We start from the raw sequence: 14,532 nt of genomic DNA on the forward strand, positions 1-14,532 counted from the left end.
CATGCGCCCGTCGCGGGAGCCTTCGGGCGGCCAGTCCCACACCCCGATCTACGACGCGTTGTACTCCGAGTACCGCCGGTCGTTCCGAGCGCTGCCAGGTGATCGGAGCGGCGAGGAAAATCTGGCCTTCATGGCCTTCGGTACGGGTCCGTTCGGCGCCCGCACTCCGCTGAGCCTCCACTCCGGCCATCCGAGCCACTCCGGCGGCGCCACCGGCCCCTCCGGTCAGAGTCCGCGCACCGGAAACCCCGGCTCCTGGCAGCGGGTCGGCCGTCACGCCGGGCGCACCGCCCCGGCGGCGCTGCCACCGGGCTCCGGGGGAGCCTGACCGTACGACGAAGCCCCGCACCGCTCACAACAGGAACGGTGCGGGGCTTCGTCATGTCCGGCACGGACGGACAGTCGGTCGGCCGGTCAGTCAGCGGGCCGACCCGGACGTCACTTCTTGCGGCCGCGCTTCTCGCGGACCCGCACCGAGATGTGGATCGGGGTGCCGTCGAAGCCGAACTCCTCGCGCAGTCGGCGCTCGACGAAGCGACGGTAACCGTGCTCCAGGAAGCCGGAGGCGAAGAGCACGAAGCGCGGCGGCTTGGTGCCGGCCTGGGTGCCGAAGAGGATGCGCGGCTGCTTTCCGCCACGGACCGGGTGCGGGTGGGCGGCGACGATCTCGCCGAGGAAGGCGTTCAGCCGACCGGTGGGAACACGCGTCTCCCAGCCTTCGAGCGCGGTCTGGATCGCCGGGACCAGCTTCTCCATGTGCCGGCCGGTGACAGCCGAGACATTGACCCGCGGTGCCCACGCGACCTGCGCGAGCTCCGTCTCGATCTCGCGCTCCAGGTAGTAGCGGCGCTCCTCGTCGAGGGTGTCCCACTTGTTGTACGCGATCACCATCGCACGCCCGGCCTCCACGGCCATGGTGATGATGCGCTGGTCCTGCACGCTGATGGACTCGCTGGCGTCGATCAGGACGACGGCGACCTCGGCCTTCTCGACGGCGGCCGCGGTGCGCAGCGAGGCGTAGTAGTCCGCGCCCTCCTGGAGGTGGACGCGGCGGCGGATGCCGGCCGTGTCGATGAACTTCCAGGTGATGCCGCCGAGCTCGATCAGCTCGTCGACCGGGTCACGGGTGGTGCCGGCCATTTCGTTGACGACGACCCGGTCCTCGTTCGCCACCTTGTTCAGCAGCGAGGACTTGCCGACGTTCGGACGGCCGATGAGGGCGATGCGGCGCGGTCCGCCGAGGGCGGTGCCGAAGCGCTGGGCCGGAGCCTCGGGCAGTGCTTCGAGGACGGCGTCGAGCAGATCGCCGGTGCCGCGGCCGTGCAGCGACGAGACCGGGTGCGGCTCACCGAGACCGAGCGACCACAGCGCGGTGGCGTCGGCCTCGCCGCTCTGGCCGTCGACCTTGTTGGCGCACAGGACGACAGGCTTCCCGGCCCGGCGCAGCAGCTTGACGACGGCCTCGTCGGTGTCGGTCGCGCCGACGGTCGAGTCGACGACGAAGACGACCGCGTCGGACGCCTCGATCGCGTACTCGGCCTGGGCGGCGACGGAGGCGTCGATGCCCAGCACGTCCTGCTCCCAGCCGCCGGTGTCGACCACCTTGAAGCGGCGGCCGGCCCATTCGGCCTCGTAGGTGACCCGGTCCCGGGTGACCCCGGGCTTGTCCTCGACGACCGCCTCGCGGCGGCCGATGATCCGGTTCACCAGGGTCGACTTGCCGACATTGGGGCGGCCGACGACCGCGAGGACGGGCAGCGGTCCGTGACCGGCCTCGTCGATCGCGCCCTCGACGTCCTCGACGTCGAAACCCTCCTGCGCGGCGAGCTCCATGAACTCCGCGTACTCGGCGTCGCCAAGCGCTCCGTGCTCGTGGTCCGAGCCGCCGGAGTGAATCTGGTCGTTCATGAAGTCCGTTCCTCTTTGCATCATCATCGATGGACCACGATCACGCGGCCCACTACTCAAGTCTTACTTAGCGCCCGGTGAAGCGCCTGGCCCTGTCCAGGTGCGAGGTCAGCCGCTCCTGGATCCGTACCGTCGCCTCGTCGAGCGCCTTCCGGGTGCGCCGGCCACTCCCGTCACCGGTTTCGAAGGCGTCGCCGAAGACGACATCGACCCGGCTGCGCAACGGCGGCAGTGCCGATATCAACCGCCCACGGCGCTCGGTGCTTCCCAGGACGGCCACGGGGACGATCGGCGCCCCGCTGCGTACCGCGAAGTACGCGAGTCCGGCCCGCAGCGAGGCGAAGTCTCCTTCACCCCTGGTGCCCTCGGGAAAGATCCCCAGCACCCCGCCGTTCTGCAGGACCCCCAGGGCGTGCGTGATGGCGGTGCGGTCGGCGCTCGTACGGTCCACCTTCAGCTGACCGATTCCGCGCAGGAACGGGTCGAGGGGGCCGACGAACGCCTCTTTCTTGATCAGGAAGTGCACGGGCCGGGGCGCGGTGCCCATCAGCATCGGCCCGTCGATGTTGTGGGAGTGGTTCACCGCGAGTATGACGGGTCCGGAGGCGGGTACCCGCCACGCACCGAGGACGCGGGGCTTCCACAGCCCGTACATCAGCCCGATGCCGATCCCGCGCCCGACCGCCGCTCCACGCAGCGTGGGCGTGCCCGTGGCAGGGGTCACTTCGCGGCCCGCTTCTCCTCGACGAGGGTGACGACGCACTCGATGACCTGCTGCAGGGTCAGCTCGGTCGTGTCCACCTCGACCGCGTCGTCCGCCTTGGCGAGCGGCGAGGTCTTCCGGCTGGAGTCCGCGGTGTCCCGCTTGATCAGCGCCTCCTTGGTGGTGGCGAGATCGGAGCCCTTGAGCTCTCCGCTGCGGCGGGCCGCGCGGGCCTCCGGGGAGGCGGTCAGGAAGATCTTGAGGTCGGCGTCGGGCAGCACGGTCGTGCCGATGTCACGGCCCTCGACGACGATGCCGACCTCGGCGCCGGCGGCGATGGACCGCTGCAGCTCGGTGATCCGGGCCCGCACCTCGGGGACCGCGCTGACGGCGCTGACCCTGGAGGTGACCTCCGGCGTACGGATCGGGCCCGCGGCGTCCTCGCCGTCGACCGTGATCGTCGGGGCGGCCGGGTCCGTGCCCGAGACGATGACGGGCTTGTCCGCGGCGGTCGCGACCTCCGCGACGTTCTGCACGTCGATGCCGTTGTTCAGCATCCACCAGGTGATCGCCCGGTACTGGGCGCCGGTGTCCAGGTAGCTCAGGCCGAGCTGGGCGGCGACGGCCTTCGACGTGCTCGACTTACCGGTGCCGGACGGGCCGTCTATGGCAACGATCACTGCGGCCGGGGCCGTCCGGGCGGCGGCGCTTGCGGTTTCCACGGTGGTGGACACCTTCCTGGTACTCGGGGTGGGCGGGACGGGGACGCGCGAACCCGCCCCGCTCAAGGTTACCGAGTGTCCGGACGGGCCTTTGCACCCTGTGGACAACTGCCCCCGGGCCTGGCCACTGCGGACCCGGGGGCGTCCGGCCATGAGGCGCGGGACGCCACCTACTGGCGAATCGACCAGCCCCGTTCGCGCAGCGCCGTGGCCAGTACGGGGGCCGCACTCGGCTCGACCATCAGCTGCACCAGACCCGCCTGCTGCCCGGTGGCGTGATCGATGCGGACGTCCTCGACGTTGATCCCGGCCCTGCCCGCGTCCGCGAAGATCCTGGCCAGTTCGCCCGGCCGGTCGCTGATGAGCACGGCCACGATCTCGTACGACGCAGGGGCCGCCCCGTGCTTCCCGGGGACCCTGACGCGGCCCGCGTTGCCGCGCCGCAGCACGTCCTCGATGGAGTCGGTGCCTTCGCGGCGCTTGTGCTCGTCGCCGGTCTGGAGGCTGCGCAGGGCCTGTACCGTCTCGTCGAGGTCGGCGGCGACCCCGGCGAGCACATCGGCGACCGGTCCGGGGTTGGCGGAGAGGATCTCCACCCACATCCGGGGGTCGGAGGCGGCGATCCGGGTGACGTCCCTGATGCCCTGGCCGCAGAGGCGTACGGCCGTCTCGTCGGCCTCCTCCAGGCGGGCGGCGACCATCGACGAGATCAGCTGCGGGGTGTGGGAGACGAGGGCGACGGCCCGGTCGTGGGCGTCGGCGTCCATGACGACCGGAACGGCGCGGCAGAGTGCGACGAGTTCCAGGGCGAGGTTGAGGACCTCGGTGTCGGTGTCGCGGGTCGGGGTGAGGACCCAGGGGCGCCCCTCGAAGAGGTCGGCGGTGGCGGCGAGGGGGCCCGAACGCTCCTTGCCGGCCATCGGGTGCGTACCGATGTACGGCGTGAGGTCGACGCCGAGGGCTTCCAGCTCGCGGCGGGGGCCGCCCTTGACGCTGGCGACGTCGAGGTAGCCGCGGGCGATGTCGTCCCGCATGGCGGTGGCGAGCACCGAGGCCACATGGGCAGGCGGTACGGCGATGACGGCCAGGTCGACGCGGCCCTCGGGCGCCTCGTCCGTACCGGCGCCGAGCGCGGCCGCGGTGCGGGCGGACGCCGGGTCGTGGTCGAGGAGGTGGACGTGGACGCCGCGCCCGGCGAGGGCGAGGGCTGCGGAGGTGCCGACCAGGCCGGTTCCGATGACGACGGCGGTTCTCACTGGGCGATGTCCTTGCGGAGGGAGGCGGTGGCGCCGAGGTAGACGTGCGCGATCTCGGACTTGGAGAGGTATGTCTCGACATGGGCGAGGATGCGCACCACGCGGGGCATCGCCCCTTCGACGTCCAGCTCCTGGGCGCAGATCAGCGGTACGTCGACAATGCCGATGCCGCGTGCGGCGGCGGCCGGGAAGTCGCTGTGCAGATCGGGGGTGGCCGTGAACCAGATGCTGATCAGGTCGTCCGCGACGAGGCTGTTGCGCTCCAGGATGGCGGTGAGCAGGCCGCTGACCCGCTCGTCCATGTGTCCGGCCTCGTCCCGGTCCAGCTGGACAGCTCCACGGACCGCTCGTACCGCCACGTCTGGCTCCTCACTTCTTCGTGCCGTTGTTCTTCGTGCCGTTGTTCTTCGTGCCGCTGCATGGTTGTCGCGCCTGCTCGGTGCCAACCTGCGCGTTTTCAGCCTAGAGGGGCGGGGCGGCAGACGACCGAGGTGCTCTGTCCGTGAGACACGCAAGCTGCCCAGGTCGTTTCCTTCCATGGTTCTGCCCTCGGAAGAGGGATGGAATATCGACAATGACGGCCGGAACAGGTGCTTCTGCCACTCGGGCGAGTCTGCCGCCAGGTTGTTAGGCCCTCGGCGTCCGCGGGGTCACGATGCCCATGCCGGGAGCAGACGGCTCACCCGGTCGCGGCCACCACAGAGGGAGCAAGCCATGGACGCACGACGAAGGACGGTCCTCACGGCAGCCGCGGCGGGCGCCGCCGGGCTGGTGACCGCTTGCGGCTCGTCCGGAGACGAAAGCAGCACGGCATCCGCACCGAAGACCTCACCGGGCGTCACCCCGAGTACCAAGGCAAGCACCACGGCGCCGAAAGGTTCCACCGCGAGCGGCACCGTTCTCGCCAAGACCTCGGACATCCCCGTCGGCGGTGGCACGATCTTCCAGGAGCAGAAGGTGGTGGTGACCCAGCCCAAGGAGGGCGAGTTCAAGGGCTTCTCCGCCATCTGCGCCCATGCGGGTTGCACCGTCGACTCGGTCAGTGACGGCACCATCAACTGCCCCTGCCACGGCAGCAAGTACCGCATCACGGACGCGGCGGTCGTGGCCGGCCCCGCGCCGGGCCCGCTGCCCGTCGAACGGATCACCGTCACCGGTGACACCATCCGGCTCGTATGACACCGACCGTCCCGGCGCGAGCCGAAGCCCCCGCCGGGACGGTCACGTCAGGGAAGTCCGCGGGCGTCCGCGAACGCGGCCTCGGCGACATCGGCGTACGCGCTGCCCCCGCAGCGCGTCCGGTTCGGCGGGCCACGTCGTCGCGCTCACCGGAGGGGTGCGCGCCGGGCCTTTCGGATCACCGTCATGCGGCCGATGCCGGCACCACGGCTCCCCGACCGCGACGCATTGACCCTCACGTACGCTCACCCGCATGACATCCCCGGACGCCGAGGCCCTCGTACGCGACCACACGATCTACTCCTGTGTGATGGGCTCACGCGCGTTCGGGCTCGCCACGGAGGACAGTGACACCGACCGGCGCGGTGTCTTTCTGGCGCCGACCCCCCTCTTCTGGCGGTTCGAGAAACCGCCGACACACGTCGAGGGCCCGGCGGAGGAGCAGTTCTCCTGGGAACTGGAGCGCTTCTGCGAGCTGGCGCTGATCGCCAACCCCAATGTCCTGGAGTGCCTGCACTCCCCCCTGGTGGAACGGGTCACCCCCGTCGGCCGCGAACTCCTCTCCCTGCGCGACGCGTTCCTGTCCCGTCTCGCCCACCGGACCTTCGTCCGCTACGCGCTGGGCCAGCGCAGGAAGCTGGAGGCGGATGTCCGTAGTCACGGTGCGCCGCGCTGGAAGCACGCCATGCATCTGCTGCGGCTGCTGGCGAGTGGCCGGGATCTGCTGCGTACGGGAGAGCTGACGGTCGACGTGGGCGCTGCCCGGGAGGACCTGCTCGCGGTGAAGCGCGGCGAGGTTCCCTGGTCGGAGGTCGAACGCCGGATGACCCGCCTGGCCGAGGAGAACGACGAGGCGGCAACGGGCTCCCCGCTCCCACCGGAGCCGGACCGGTCCCGGGTGCAGGACTTCCTGATTCGTACCCGCCGAACGTCGGCGCTGTCACCCGGCACCGACTGAACGGGCCGGCCCGCAACCATCACCGCTCCGCTGCCGCGTGACGGCCGGTCCGGGGCCGCGCACGGAAGTCCCCGCAGGGAGATGAGGCAGAACCCGGGCTCCCCTGCGTCGCGCCGGAACGTTCGTCGCCCGGGACGTCGCCCCGGAGGGGCACCCGGTCACCACGGGCCGTCCCCGGCGGGGTAACCCCGTGCGACAGCACCTCGCGGACGAGCCGCCCTCACGCCCGTCGAGAGGGGGGTCCCTCATGGCTTTTAGGCCAAGGGGGAGATCGAGGACAGAGCCCCGCCTCCGGTCAACCGCGCACGCACCACGAGCTGATGCAGCCCGTCGAACGCCGCACGCCCGGCCGTCTCCGGCAGCCCCGACTCCTCCTGCGCCTCGTCGAGCACCCGGTGCAGTGCCTCCACGTCGCCGGACACCACCGCGCCGTCCACACCCTCGGCGCCCCCGTGCTCCGCCTCCGCCTTGGCCGCGATCAGCTCCGGCAGATACCCCGGCGCCGCCACCTCCCCCAGCAGGGTCGGCAGGTGCGCCCGTACCTCGCCGCTGCGCATCAGATGGATGCCGGTCAGCAGCGCCCGGAACGTGTAGAGCAGCGGTTTCAGTTCACGGGTGCCCTCGTACAGCCGCCACTGCGTCTTCGCGAACCCCCGGTAGTGGTGGGCATGGTTGCGGGTCACCACCCGGGGCGCAAGCTCCATCAGTTCCGCATGCAGCTCACTCGTGTGCACCACCAGCGGCGAGAGCAGCTGCTCCAGCACATATCCGTTCGGCTTCAGCATCAGCCGGACGAACTTCCGCAGGTCGTGTGTGACGAGATCCATCTCGATCCCGTCCCGGTCCCACATCCGCGAACGTGTCTCCTCCGGCTCGCGCAGCCCGACGAGATCCTCCGTCGGCAGGAGGTGGACCCCCCGCAGGTCCACATCCGAGTCCCGGGACGGAAACCCGTACAGATGCGCCCCGGAGACCGTGGCGAACAGCAGCGGTCCGGGTTCCTCGGCCAGTACCGGGCCGAAGTCCGTGACCGGCAGCCCGGCCTCGTGCAGGTGCATCGTCTTCGTGCGCATGGATCAAGAGTCCCAGAGCGCCCCCAGCGACAGCAGATCGCTGCGGTACTCGATCCGCTCCGACCACTCCTTGGGCCAGGCCGAGGCCCCCAGATGTGCCCCGGCCAGCGCCCCGGTCAGGCAGCCGATCGAGTCGGAGTCGCCGCGCGTGCAGGCGGCCCGGCGCAGGGCTGTGACCGGTTCGTCGGGGAACAGCAGGAAGCAGTGCAGGGCCGTGGCGAGGGCGTCCTCGGCGATCCAGCCGTCGCCGGTCGTCTCGCACGGGTCGTCCTCCGGTGACGGGTCGCGCAGGGCGTCCTGCACCCGGGCCAGTGCGGTCAGGCACTCGTCCCAGCCGCGCCGGATGTAGCTCTCGCCGGAGTCGTCGCCCGCGTACCGCCACAGGTCGCCGAGCCAGCGCGAGAGGTAACGGTTGCTGTTCTCGTACGCGTACGAGCGCAGCTGCCCGATCAGCCCCGTCGGCTCCGCGCCCTGCGCCAGCAGGTACACCGCGCGCGCCATCAGGTCGGAGGCGGCGAGCGCCGTGGGATGTCCATGCGTGAGGGCGGCCTGCAACTGCGCCGCGCCGGAGCGCTGTTCCTCGCTCAGCCCGGGTACGAGTCCGACGGGCGCCACCCGCATATTGGCGCCGCAGCCCTTGGAGCCGGTCTGGCTGGCCTCCTGCCAGAGCCGGTCGCTGTCGAGCAGCCGGCAGGCGGTCATGCAGGTGCGGCCGGGGGCGCGGTTGTTGTCCGGTGAGTGGTACCACTCGACGAATTCTTCGCGTACCGGCCGGGTCAGCCGCAGCGCGGTGAGCAGTCCCCGGTCCATGGCGGTGCGGATGCCCCGCGCGAGGGCCAGCGTCATCTGGGTGTCGTCGGAGACGATCGCGGGACGCGGCAGCCGCATCTGCCGCCACGGCCCGCACTTGGCGAGGATCGAGGGCACGTTGTTGAATTCGGTCGGGAAGCCCAGCGCGTCACCGAGCGCGAGCCCGGTCAGCGCACCGGTGGCAGCGCCTTTGGTGATGGTCCTGGTCACGATCATGTGCTTCTTCCTTCCGGTCGCAGCAGTGGAGGGTGCAGGGCGGTGGCGGCACCCGCCCGGTACAGGGCGGCCGGTTTCCCCCGCCCGCCGGTGCGGCGCGGTGATCCCTCCACGGCCTGGACGAAGCCGGGCGTGGTGAGGACCTTGCGCCGGAAGTTGGGTCGGTCGAGCTCGACGCCCCAGACGGTCTCGTACACCTGCTGGAGCTCGCCCAGGGTGAACTCGGCCGGGCAGAAGGCGGTGGCAAGGCACGTGTATTCGAGCTTGGCGCCGATCCTGTCGTGTGCGTCGGCGAGGATGCGGTCGTGGTCGAAGGCGAGCGCGCCGAGTGCTCCGGCGTCCCACCAGCGGGCGTTGGCCGCGTCCCCGCCGCCGCGCGGCTCCGGCAGGTCGGGGACGAGCGCGGCGTACGCGACGGAGACGACCCGCATCCTGGGGTCGCGATCCGGGTCGCTGTAGGTGCGCAGCTGTTCCAGGTGGAGGGCGGAGACGGTGGACTCGGTCAGCCCGGTCTCCTCCGCGAGCTCCCGGCGGGCGGCGGACTCGGCGGACTCACGGGGCAGGACGAAGCCGCCGGGCAGCGCCCAGTGACCCTTGTACGGGTCCTCGCCGCGTTCGACGAGCAGGACGTGCAGCCGTCCGCCGCGGACCGTGAAGACCGCGAGGTCGACGGTGACGGCGAACGGCTCGAAGGCATGCGGGTCGTAGCCCTCCGGGGCGGTGCTCATCGTCGCTCCGGGAGGGGTTCGGCGAAGTTCCAGCCTGCGGCGAGCAGCGCGTCGACAGCGGTGAGCGCGGCCTCCAAGCGCTTCTCATGCGTCCCGGTCAGCTCGACGAACGTCCTTCCGGTGCGGGTGAGTTCGGTCCGGAACCGGTCGGTCATCCAGGGCCGCAGCTCCTCGCCGTCGCGCAGCCCGTCGTCCTCGAAGGCGACGCCGTCGTGGTCGGTGAGCAGCCACAGGTGGTGGCCGACCCGGTCGGCGGTCGCCTCGACGAGCGGGTTGCGGCCGCCGACGTACCGTTCGTGCCAGACAGTGGTGGCGAAGGAGTCGGTGTCGCAGATGAGCACCGGGGACCCGGTCCGGGCGGCGGCCTCCTCCTTGGCATTCTGCGCCTCGGCGATCAGCGGGAAGTCGTCGGTGGTGAAGGCGACGTCCTCCCACTGCGCCTGGGGCCACCGGGCGCGCAGTGCGGCCAGCTTCTGTTCGCTGAACTCCCGCCCGTACTCGGCGACGTACCGGGTCTGTGCCCAGACGCCGCCGCGTCGCCGGTAGTGGTCGGCGAGGGCGCGGGCCATCGTGGTGGTTCCGGTGGACTCGGCGCCGAGGACGACGATCCGGCGGGTGAGCGCGGCCCGTACGGGCGGCTCGAGGAAGTCCCAGCAGCCCACCGGGTCCTCCCGGACGGCGGTGCCGGAGACCGGAAAGACCGTGCGCTCGGGATCGACGCAGACGGATTCGGCACCGAAGCGGCGGGCCAGTTCGTCCCCGTACGACTCCGAGGTGAAGACGGCGTCGACCGGTTCTGGGACGGCCTCGGTGAAGACGGCCATGTGGGCGTCCCAGATCGCCGGGTCGTGGAGATCCATCCGGGTGTCGTCGACGGCGCCGACGACCCGTACGTCCGGATGCACCTCCCGCATCCAGGCGACGCGATCGGCGAGCGGGACGGACTCGACGGAGGCGGCGCAGACCAGGACGGTCAGCCGCTCGCAGCGGTCCTGGGCGGTGCGGACGAGGTGGTGATGGCCGGCGTGCGGCGGATAGAACTTGCCGAGCACGAGGCCGTGCGCGAACCGCTTCATCGGGCCACCTCCGCCAACTCCCGCCGTCGCACGGTGAGATCAAGTTTCCAGTTGCGCAGTCCGACCAGACACAGCGTCAGGAACCCGACGTACAGCAGGGATGTCAGATAGAGCTCCTTGTACGCGTAGAGCGGGATGTACACCACATCGGCGGCGATCCAGAGCCACCACGACTCGACCAGCTTCCGGCACTGCCCGTACGTCGCCGCCAGCGACAGCGCGGTCGTCAGGGCGTCCCAGAACGGCACGGTCGAGTCGGTGGCCCGGTCGAGGAGGACGGTCAGCGCGAGGGTCCCCGCCACCCCTGCGGCGCACAGCCAGGCCCATTCGGTGCGCGTGGTACTGCGCACCGGCAGGGCGGACGAACCCGGTCCACCCCCGTGGGTCCAGGTCCACCAGCCGTACACGGCAAGGGTGATGAAGACGATCTGCAGGCCGGCGTCGGCGTACAGACCGGACTGGGTGAACAGCAGGATGAAGAAGAGGTTGTTGGCGATGCCGATCGGCCAGTTGGCGAGGTGCTGACGGGCCACGAGCCAGACGCACAGCGCTCCACTGCCGAAGCCGAGGACCTCGGTCCAGCTGACCGGGGTGTCCAGGACCGTCACCAGGGGTTGCTGCAGGGGATCGAGGATGTCCGCGAGACTCACACCCGCCTCCTTAATAGTCAACCTGACTATAAAGGCGCAACGGCGGCAGCAAAAGGCCCGCGACCGATTCCTGTTCGAAAATCGAAGACAGGAACCGGCCGCGGGCCGGAGAGCGGACGGAGCCGCGGGCGAAGGGGACTCCAGTGCCGTGACCGGCAATGCTTGCGACGGGGCAAAGCTTGCCGGGAGGGGAACTAGAGACCGACCTCCCGCATCAGCATGCCCACCTCGGTGTTGGTGAGGCGGCGGAGCCATCCGGACTTCTGGTCGCCCAGCGGGATCGGCCCGAAGGACGTCCGTACGAGCCGCTCGACCGGGAAGCCCGCCTCGGCCAGCATCCGGCGGACGATGTGCTTGCGGCCCTCGTGGAGGGTCACCTCGACCAGGTAGTTCTTGCCGGTGTTCTCGACGACCCGGAAGTGGTCGGCGCGGGCGTACCCGTCCTCCAGCTGGATGCCGTCCTTGAGGCGCTTGCCCAGCTCGCGCGGGAGCGGTCCCTGGATGGCTGCCAGGTAGGTCTTCTTCACGCCGTACTTGGGGTGGGTGAGACGGTGGGCCAGCTCGCCGTGGTTGGTGAGCAGGATGATGCCCTCGGTCTCGGTGTCCAGCCGGCCGACGTGGAAGAGACGCGTCTCACGATTGGTGACGTAGTCGCCGAGGCACTGGCGGCCGTCCGGGTCCTCCATCGAGGAGACGACACCGGCGGGCTTGTTCAGCGCGAAGAAGAGATACGACTGGGCGGCGACGGTCAGACCGTCGACCTTGATCTCGTCCTTGTGCACATCGACGCGCATGCCCTGCTCGACGACGATCTGCCCGTTGACCTCGACACGGGACTGCTCGATCAGCTCCTCGCACGCGCGGCGCGAGCCCATGCCGGCTCGGGCGAGGACCTTCTGCAGGCGCTCACCCTCCTGCTCGGCTCCCGGGAACGTCTTGGGCGTCCTGATGTCGGGCTTGTTCGCGTACCTGTCCCGGTTGCGCTGTTCGATCTTGGCGTCGAGCTCGCGCGGACGGGACGGGGCGCCCTGCGGTCCACGCCGCGGGCCGCCGCTCCTGCCGCCGCCCTGCGCGGTCTTCGGCCCGCCCTTGGCGCCACCGCGCGCCGCGGCTCCGCGGCCCTTGCGGGGGCCGTCGCCGCTCTTCTCACCGGCACCGGTCGTGCCGCCCACGTCGTAGCGGCGCTCCTCGGGCCGGGGCCGGCGGGGACGCTGGCCCTGCCGGTCGTCACGCCCGGCGCCGCCACCCCGGGGGTTCCGGTTGCCGCCGCTCTTGCCGCTGCCGCTTCCGCTGTTCCTGCCACTGCTTCGCATCAAAATTCCGTCTTGTCGTCTGCGTGAGTATCCGGGGTGTCCGGTGCGTCCGGATCGAACGACGGCACACCCTCTAGCGTCTCAGCCTCGATCGCGTCCGCCTCGGGGAGGAAGGGCGCGAGCTCCGGGAGCTCATCCAGGCCACGCAGGCCCATCCGCTCCAGAAAGTAGTTCGTCGTCCTGTACAGGATCGCACCTGTTTCGGGTTCCGCGCCCGCCTCCTCGACCAGGCCCCTCTGCAAGAGGGTCCGCATCACGCCGTCACAGTTCACACCGCGCACCGCGGAGACGCGTGAGCGGCTGACCGGCTGCCGGTACGCGACCACTGCCAGGGTCTCCAGAGCCGCCTGGGTGAGCCGGGCCTGCTGGCCGTCCAGCACGAAGCCCTCGACGGCCTCCGCGTACTCCGGGCGCGTGTAGAAGCGCCAGCCGCCCGCGACCAGCCGGAGATCGAAACCGCGGCGCTGCACGGTGTACTCGTCGGCCAGTTCCCGCAGCGCGTCGGCGACGGCCCGCCGGGGCCGCTGCAACACCTTGGCCAGGTGTTCCTCGGTGGCGGGCTCGTCGACGACCATCAGGACCGCCTCCAGGGCGGGCTTGAGCTCAAGATCCGCGACAGTGACGCCGATGCCGTCCTGCTCGCTGTGCTCACTCATGCCTCTGCGTCCTCCTGTACGTCCTGGTCGAACTCGTCCGTCACGCTCGGTGCGGCATCCGCTCCCCCGGTCCAGCGCACCATGAGCTCGCCGAGCGCCTCCTCCTGGTCGAGGGTGACGGCCTTCTCCCGGTACAGCTCCAGCAGCGCGAGGAACCGGGCGACGACGGTGAGGGTGTCCGCGGCGTCCTCGGTGAGCTGCCGGAAACTGGTCTCCCCCGCCTCCCGCAGCCGCGCCACCACGATCTCGGCCTGCTCCCGCACGCTGACCAGCGGGGCGTGGATGTGATCGACATACACCTGCGGCCTGGGCTTGGGCTGCATCGCCTTCACGGCGAGCCTGGCGAACCCCTCGGCGCCGATGCTGATCACCACCTCGGGCAGCAGCTCGGCATGGTGCGGCTCCAGCCCGACGGTCCGCGGAAAACGCCGTCCCTCGGACTCCAGCCGGGCGCTGAAGATCTCCGCGATGCGTTTGTACGCGCGGTACTGCAGGAGCCGCGCGAAGAGCAGATCGCGCGCTTCGAGCAGCGCGAGATCCGCCTCGTCCTCGACCTCGGCGGCGGGCAGCAGACGGGCCGCCTTGAGATCGAGCAGGGTCGCGGCGACGACGAGGAACTCGGTGGTCTGGTCGAGATCCCAGTCCGGTCCCATGGCCCGGATGTGGGCCATGAACTCATCCGTGACCTTGGAGAGAGCGACTTCGGTCACATCGAGCCTGTGCTTGGAGATGAGCTGCAGAAGAAGATCGAACGGCCCCTCGAAGTTGGCGAGCCGAACGGTGAACCGCCCGTCGCCCGCGGGTTCAGCGGGGTCCGTGGGCCCAGCGGGATCCGGCGGCTCCAGCTCCGCGGGCTCTGCGGGCTCCTCGGGCTCCGCAGGCACTGCGATCTCCGCAGGTTCTGTGGCGGCAGCGGGGCCACCGGCATCCGCGGACGCGGTGCCGTGCCTGTCCGCCACGGTCGCCCCGTCGCCGTGCGCCGACCTCACGTCGCCATGTGCGGCCGCCGAGGACTCCGTGCTCACGGTGACGGGGAGGGGCGCGGCAGGCGGCACGACCGGGGCGTCGTCCTCCCGCGGCCCCCCGGTCGCCGACGGCTCCTCCGTGCCCGGCGCAGGCCGACCCCCCGGACCGCGCCCCAGGGGGCGCCGAGGCGTGCGGGCGGGCTCGTCGTTCGTCGGCATGGAGGTCCAGAGTGCGGCGGGATACGGGCGGCGGGCGGCAGCCCGTTCAGGACGGGCCGGACCACCGGTCGGCGGTGACCGCTACGGTACGGTCCGCCCG

At 70.9% G+C, this 14,532-nt stretch carries 16 protein-coding genes; 3 read left to right on the forward strand and 13 right to left on the reverse strand.

The annotated features are described in order from the left end of the window. The first annotated feature begins 1 nt into the window (after position 1). A complete protein-coding gene (locus ACFU8W_RS40445) occupies positions 2–328 on the forward strand; it encodes a hypothetical protein (RefSeq protein WP_384048812.1) in 327 nt (108 codons plus the stop codon). Between the two features lie 110 nt (positions 329–438). Here ACFU8W_RS40445 and der read toward each other — a convergent pair whose 3' ends face one another. From der to aroH, 5 genes are all read right to left on the reverse strand, one after another. Continuing rightward, on the reverse strand, positions 439–1,908 hold the full coding sequence (gene der, locus ACFU8W_RS40450) for a ribosome biogenesis GTPase Der (RefSeq protein ID WP_384048815.1): 1,470 nt from the start codon (positions 1,906–1,908) through the stop codon (positions 439–441). Between the two features lie 67 nt (positions 1,909–1,975). Beyond that, complete coding sequence (locus tag ACFU8W_RS40455) at positions 1,976–2,632, reverse strand: lysophospholipid acyltransferase family protein (protein ID WP_327247158.1); 657 nt, start codon at positions 2,630–2,632, stop codon at positions 1,976–1,978. After that, complete coding sequence (cmk, locus tag ACFU8W_RS40460) at positions 2,629–3,345, reverse strand: (d)CMP kinase (RefSeq protein ID WP_345513630.1); 717 nt, start codon at positions 3,343–3,345, stop codon at positions 2,629–2,631. The genes ACFU8W_RS40455 and cmk overlap by 4 nt, the downstream gene beginning before the upstream one ends. Before the next feature lie 158 nt (positions 3,346–3,503). After that, positions 3,504–4,589: a prephenate dehydrogenase gene (locus ACFU8W_RS40465; RefSeq protein ID WP_384048820.1), complete on the reverse strand. Its 1,086-nt coding sequence runs from the start codon at positions 4,587–4,589 to the stop codon at positions 3,504–3,506. Further along, entirely contained in the window at positions 4,586–4,948 is a 363-nt protein-coding gene (aroH, locus tag ACFU8W_RS40470; RefSeq protein ID WP_266987286.1) for a chorismate mutase, read from the reverse strand. The genes ACFU8W_RS40465 and aroH overlap by 4 nt, the downstream gene beginning before the upstream one ends. Before the next feature lie 355 nt (positions 4,949–5,303). Between aroH and ACFU8W_RS40475 the strand changes: the two genes are divergently transcribed. Continuing rightward, positions 5,304–5,768, forward strand: coding sequence for a Rieske (2Fe-2S) protein (locus tag ACFU8W_RS40475; protein ID WP_384048823.1), 465 nt, complete (start codon positions 5,304–5,306; stop codon positions 5,766–5,768). Between the two features lie 253 nt (positions 5,769–6,021). Then, entirely contained in the window at positions 6,022–6,726 is a 705-nt protein-coding gene (locus ACFU8W_RS40480; protein ID WP_345513633.1) for a DNA polymerase beta superfamily protein, read from the forward strand. A gap of 254 nt (positions 6,727–6,980) precedes the next feature. Here the strand turns inward: ACFU8W_RS40480 and ACFU8W_RS40485 are convergent, their stop codons facing one another. The 8 genes from ACFU8W_RS40485 to ACFU8W_RS40520 form a co-directional block, all read right to left on the reverse strand. Beyond that, positions 6,981–7,799 (reverse strand): DNA polymerase beta superfamily protein, encoded by an 819-nt coding sequence (locus ACFU8W_RS40485; RefSeq protein WP_384048826.1) that lies wholly within the window; start codon positions 7,797–7,799, stop codon positions 6,981–6,983. A gap of 3 nt (positions 7,800–7,802) precedes the next feature. Further along, positions 7,803–8,825: an ADP-ribosylglycohydrolase family protein gene (locus tag ACFU8W_RS40490; protein WP_384048829.1), complete on the reverse strand. Its 1,023-nt coding sequence runs from the start codon at positions 8,823–8,825 to the stop codon at positions 7,803–7,805. Then, the gene (locus ACFU8W_RS40495; protein WP_266987277.1) at positions 8,822–9,553 is read right to left on the reverse strand and encodes an NUDIX domain-containing protein; all 732 of its coding nucleotides are present in this window, start codon (positions 9,551–9,553) and stop codon (positions 8,822–8,824) included. The genes ACFU8W_RS40490 and ACFU8W_RS40495 overlap by 4 nt, the downstream gene beginning before the upstream one ends. Beyond that, positions 9,550–10,629, reverse strand: a complete 1,080-nt coding sequence (locus tag ACFU8W_RS40500) for an AAA family ATPase (protein WP_384048833.1) — start codon at positions 10,627–10,629, stop codon at positions 9,550–9,552. The genes ACFU8W_RS40495 and ACFU8W_RS40500 overlap by 4 nt, the downstream gene beginning before the upstream one ends. Continuing rightward, complete coding sequence (gene pnuC, locus ACFU8W_RS40505; protein ID WP_384048836.1) at positions 10,626–11,279, reverse strand: nicotinamide riboside transporter PnuC; 654 nt, start codon at positions 11,277–11,279, stop codon at positions 10,626–10,628. The genes ACFU8W_RS40500 and pnuC overlap by 4 nt, the downstream gene beginning before the upstream one ends. A 194-nt stretch (positions 11,280–11,473) precedes the next feature. Beyond that, positions 11,474–12,592, reverse strand: coding sequence for a pseudouridine synthase (locus ACFU8W_RS40510; protein ID WP_384048839.1), 1,119 nt, complete (start codon positions 12,590–12,592; stop codon positions 11,474–11,476). Further along, complete coding sequence (gene scpB, locus ACFU8W_RS40515; protein WP_345513638.1) at positions 12,592–13,248, reverse strand: SMC-Scp complex subunit ScpB; 657 nt, start codon at positions 13,246–13,248, stop codon at positions 12,592–12,594. The genes ACFU8W_RS40510 and scpB overlap by 1 nt, the downstream gene beginning before the upstream one ends. Then, positions 13,245–14,432, reverse strand: coding sequence for a segregation and condensation protein A (locus ACFU8W_RS40520; protein ID WP_384048843.1), 1,188 nt, complete (start codon positions 14,430–14,432; stop codon positions 13,245–13,247). The genes scpB and ACFU8W_RS40520 overlap by 4 nt, the downstream gene beginning before the upstream one ends. Between the last annotated feature and the right edge of the window lie 100 nt (positions 14,433–14,532).

Origin of the sequence: Streptomyces sp. NPDC057565 (genome assembly GCF_042801455.1) — a bacterium.
Taxonomy (GTDB): Bacteria; Actinomycetota; Actinomycetes; order Streptomycetales; family Streptomycetaceae; genus Streptomyces; species Streptomyces yanii.

Excerpts from the sequence above, each read along its gene's own strand:
- ACFU8W_RS40445 (WP_384048812.1), top strand. The coding sequence starts at position 2 with ATGCGCCCGTCGCGGGAGCCTTCGGGCGGCCAGTCCCACACCCCGATC.
- der (WP_384048815.1), bottom strand. The coding sequence starts at position 1,908 with ATGAACGACCAGATTCACTCCGGCGGCTCGGACCACGAGCACGGAGCG.
- ACFU8W_RS40475 (WP_384048823.1), top strand. The coding sequence starts at position 5,304 with ATGGACGCACGACGAAGGACGGTCCTCACGGCAGCCGCGGCGGGCGCC.
- ACFU8W_RS40480 (WP_345513633.1), top strand. The coding sequence starts at position 6,022 with ATGACATCCCCGGACGCCGAGGCCCTCGTACGCGACCACACGATCTAC.
- ACFU8W_RS40485 (WP_384048826.1), bottom strand. The coding sequence starts at position 7,799 with ATGCGCACGAAGACGATGCACCTGCACGAGGCCGGGCTGCCGGTCACG.
- ACFU8W_RS40490 (WP_384048829.1), bottom strand. The coding sequence starts at position 8,825 with ATGATCGTGACCAGGACCATCACCAAAGGCGCTGCCACCGGTGCGCTG.
- ACFU8W_RS40495 (WP_266987277.1), bottom strand. The coding sequence starts at position 9,553 with ATGAGCACCGCCCCGGAGGGCTACGACCCGCATGCCTTCGAGCCGTTC.
- ACFU8W_RS40500 (WP_384048833.1), bottom strand. The coding sequence starts at position 10,629 with ATGAAGCGGTTCGCGCACGGCCTCGTGCTCGGCAAGTTCTATCCGCCG.
- ACFU8W_RS40510 (WP_384048839.1), bottom strand. The coding sequence starts at position 12,592 with ATGCGAAGCAGTGGCAGGAACAGCGGAAGCGGCAGCGGCAAGAGCGGC.
- scpB (WP_345513638.1), bottom strand. The coding sequence starts at position 13,248 with ATGAGTGAGCACAGCGAGCAGGACGGCATCGGCGTCACTGTCGCGGAT.
- ACFU8W_RS40520 (WP_384048843.1), bottom strand. The coding sequence starts at position 14,432 with ATGCCGACGAACGACGAGCCCGCCCGCACGCCTCGGCGCCCCCTGGGG.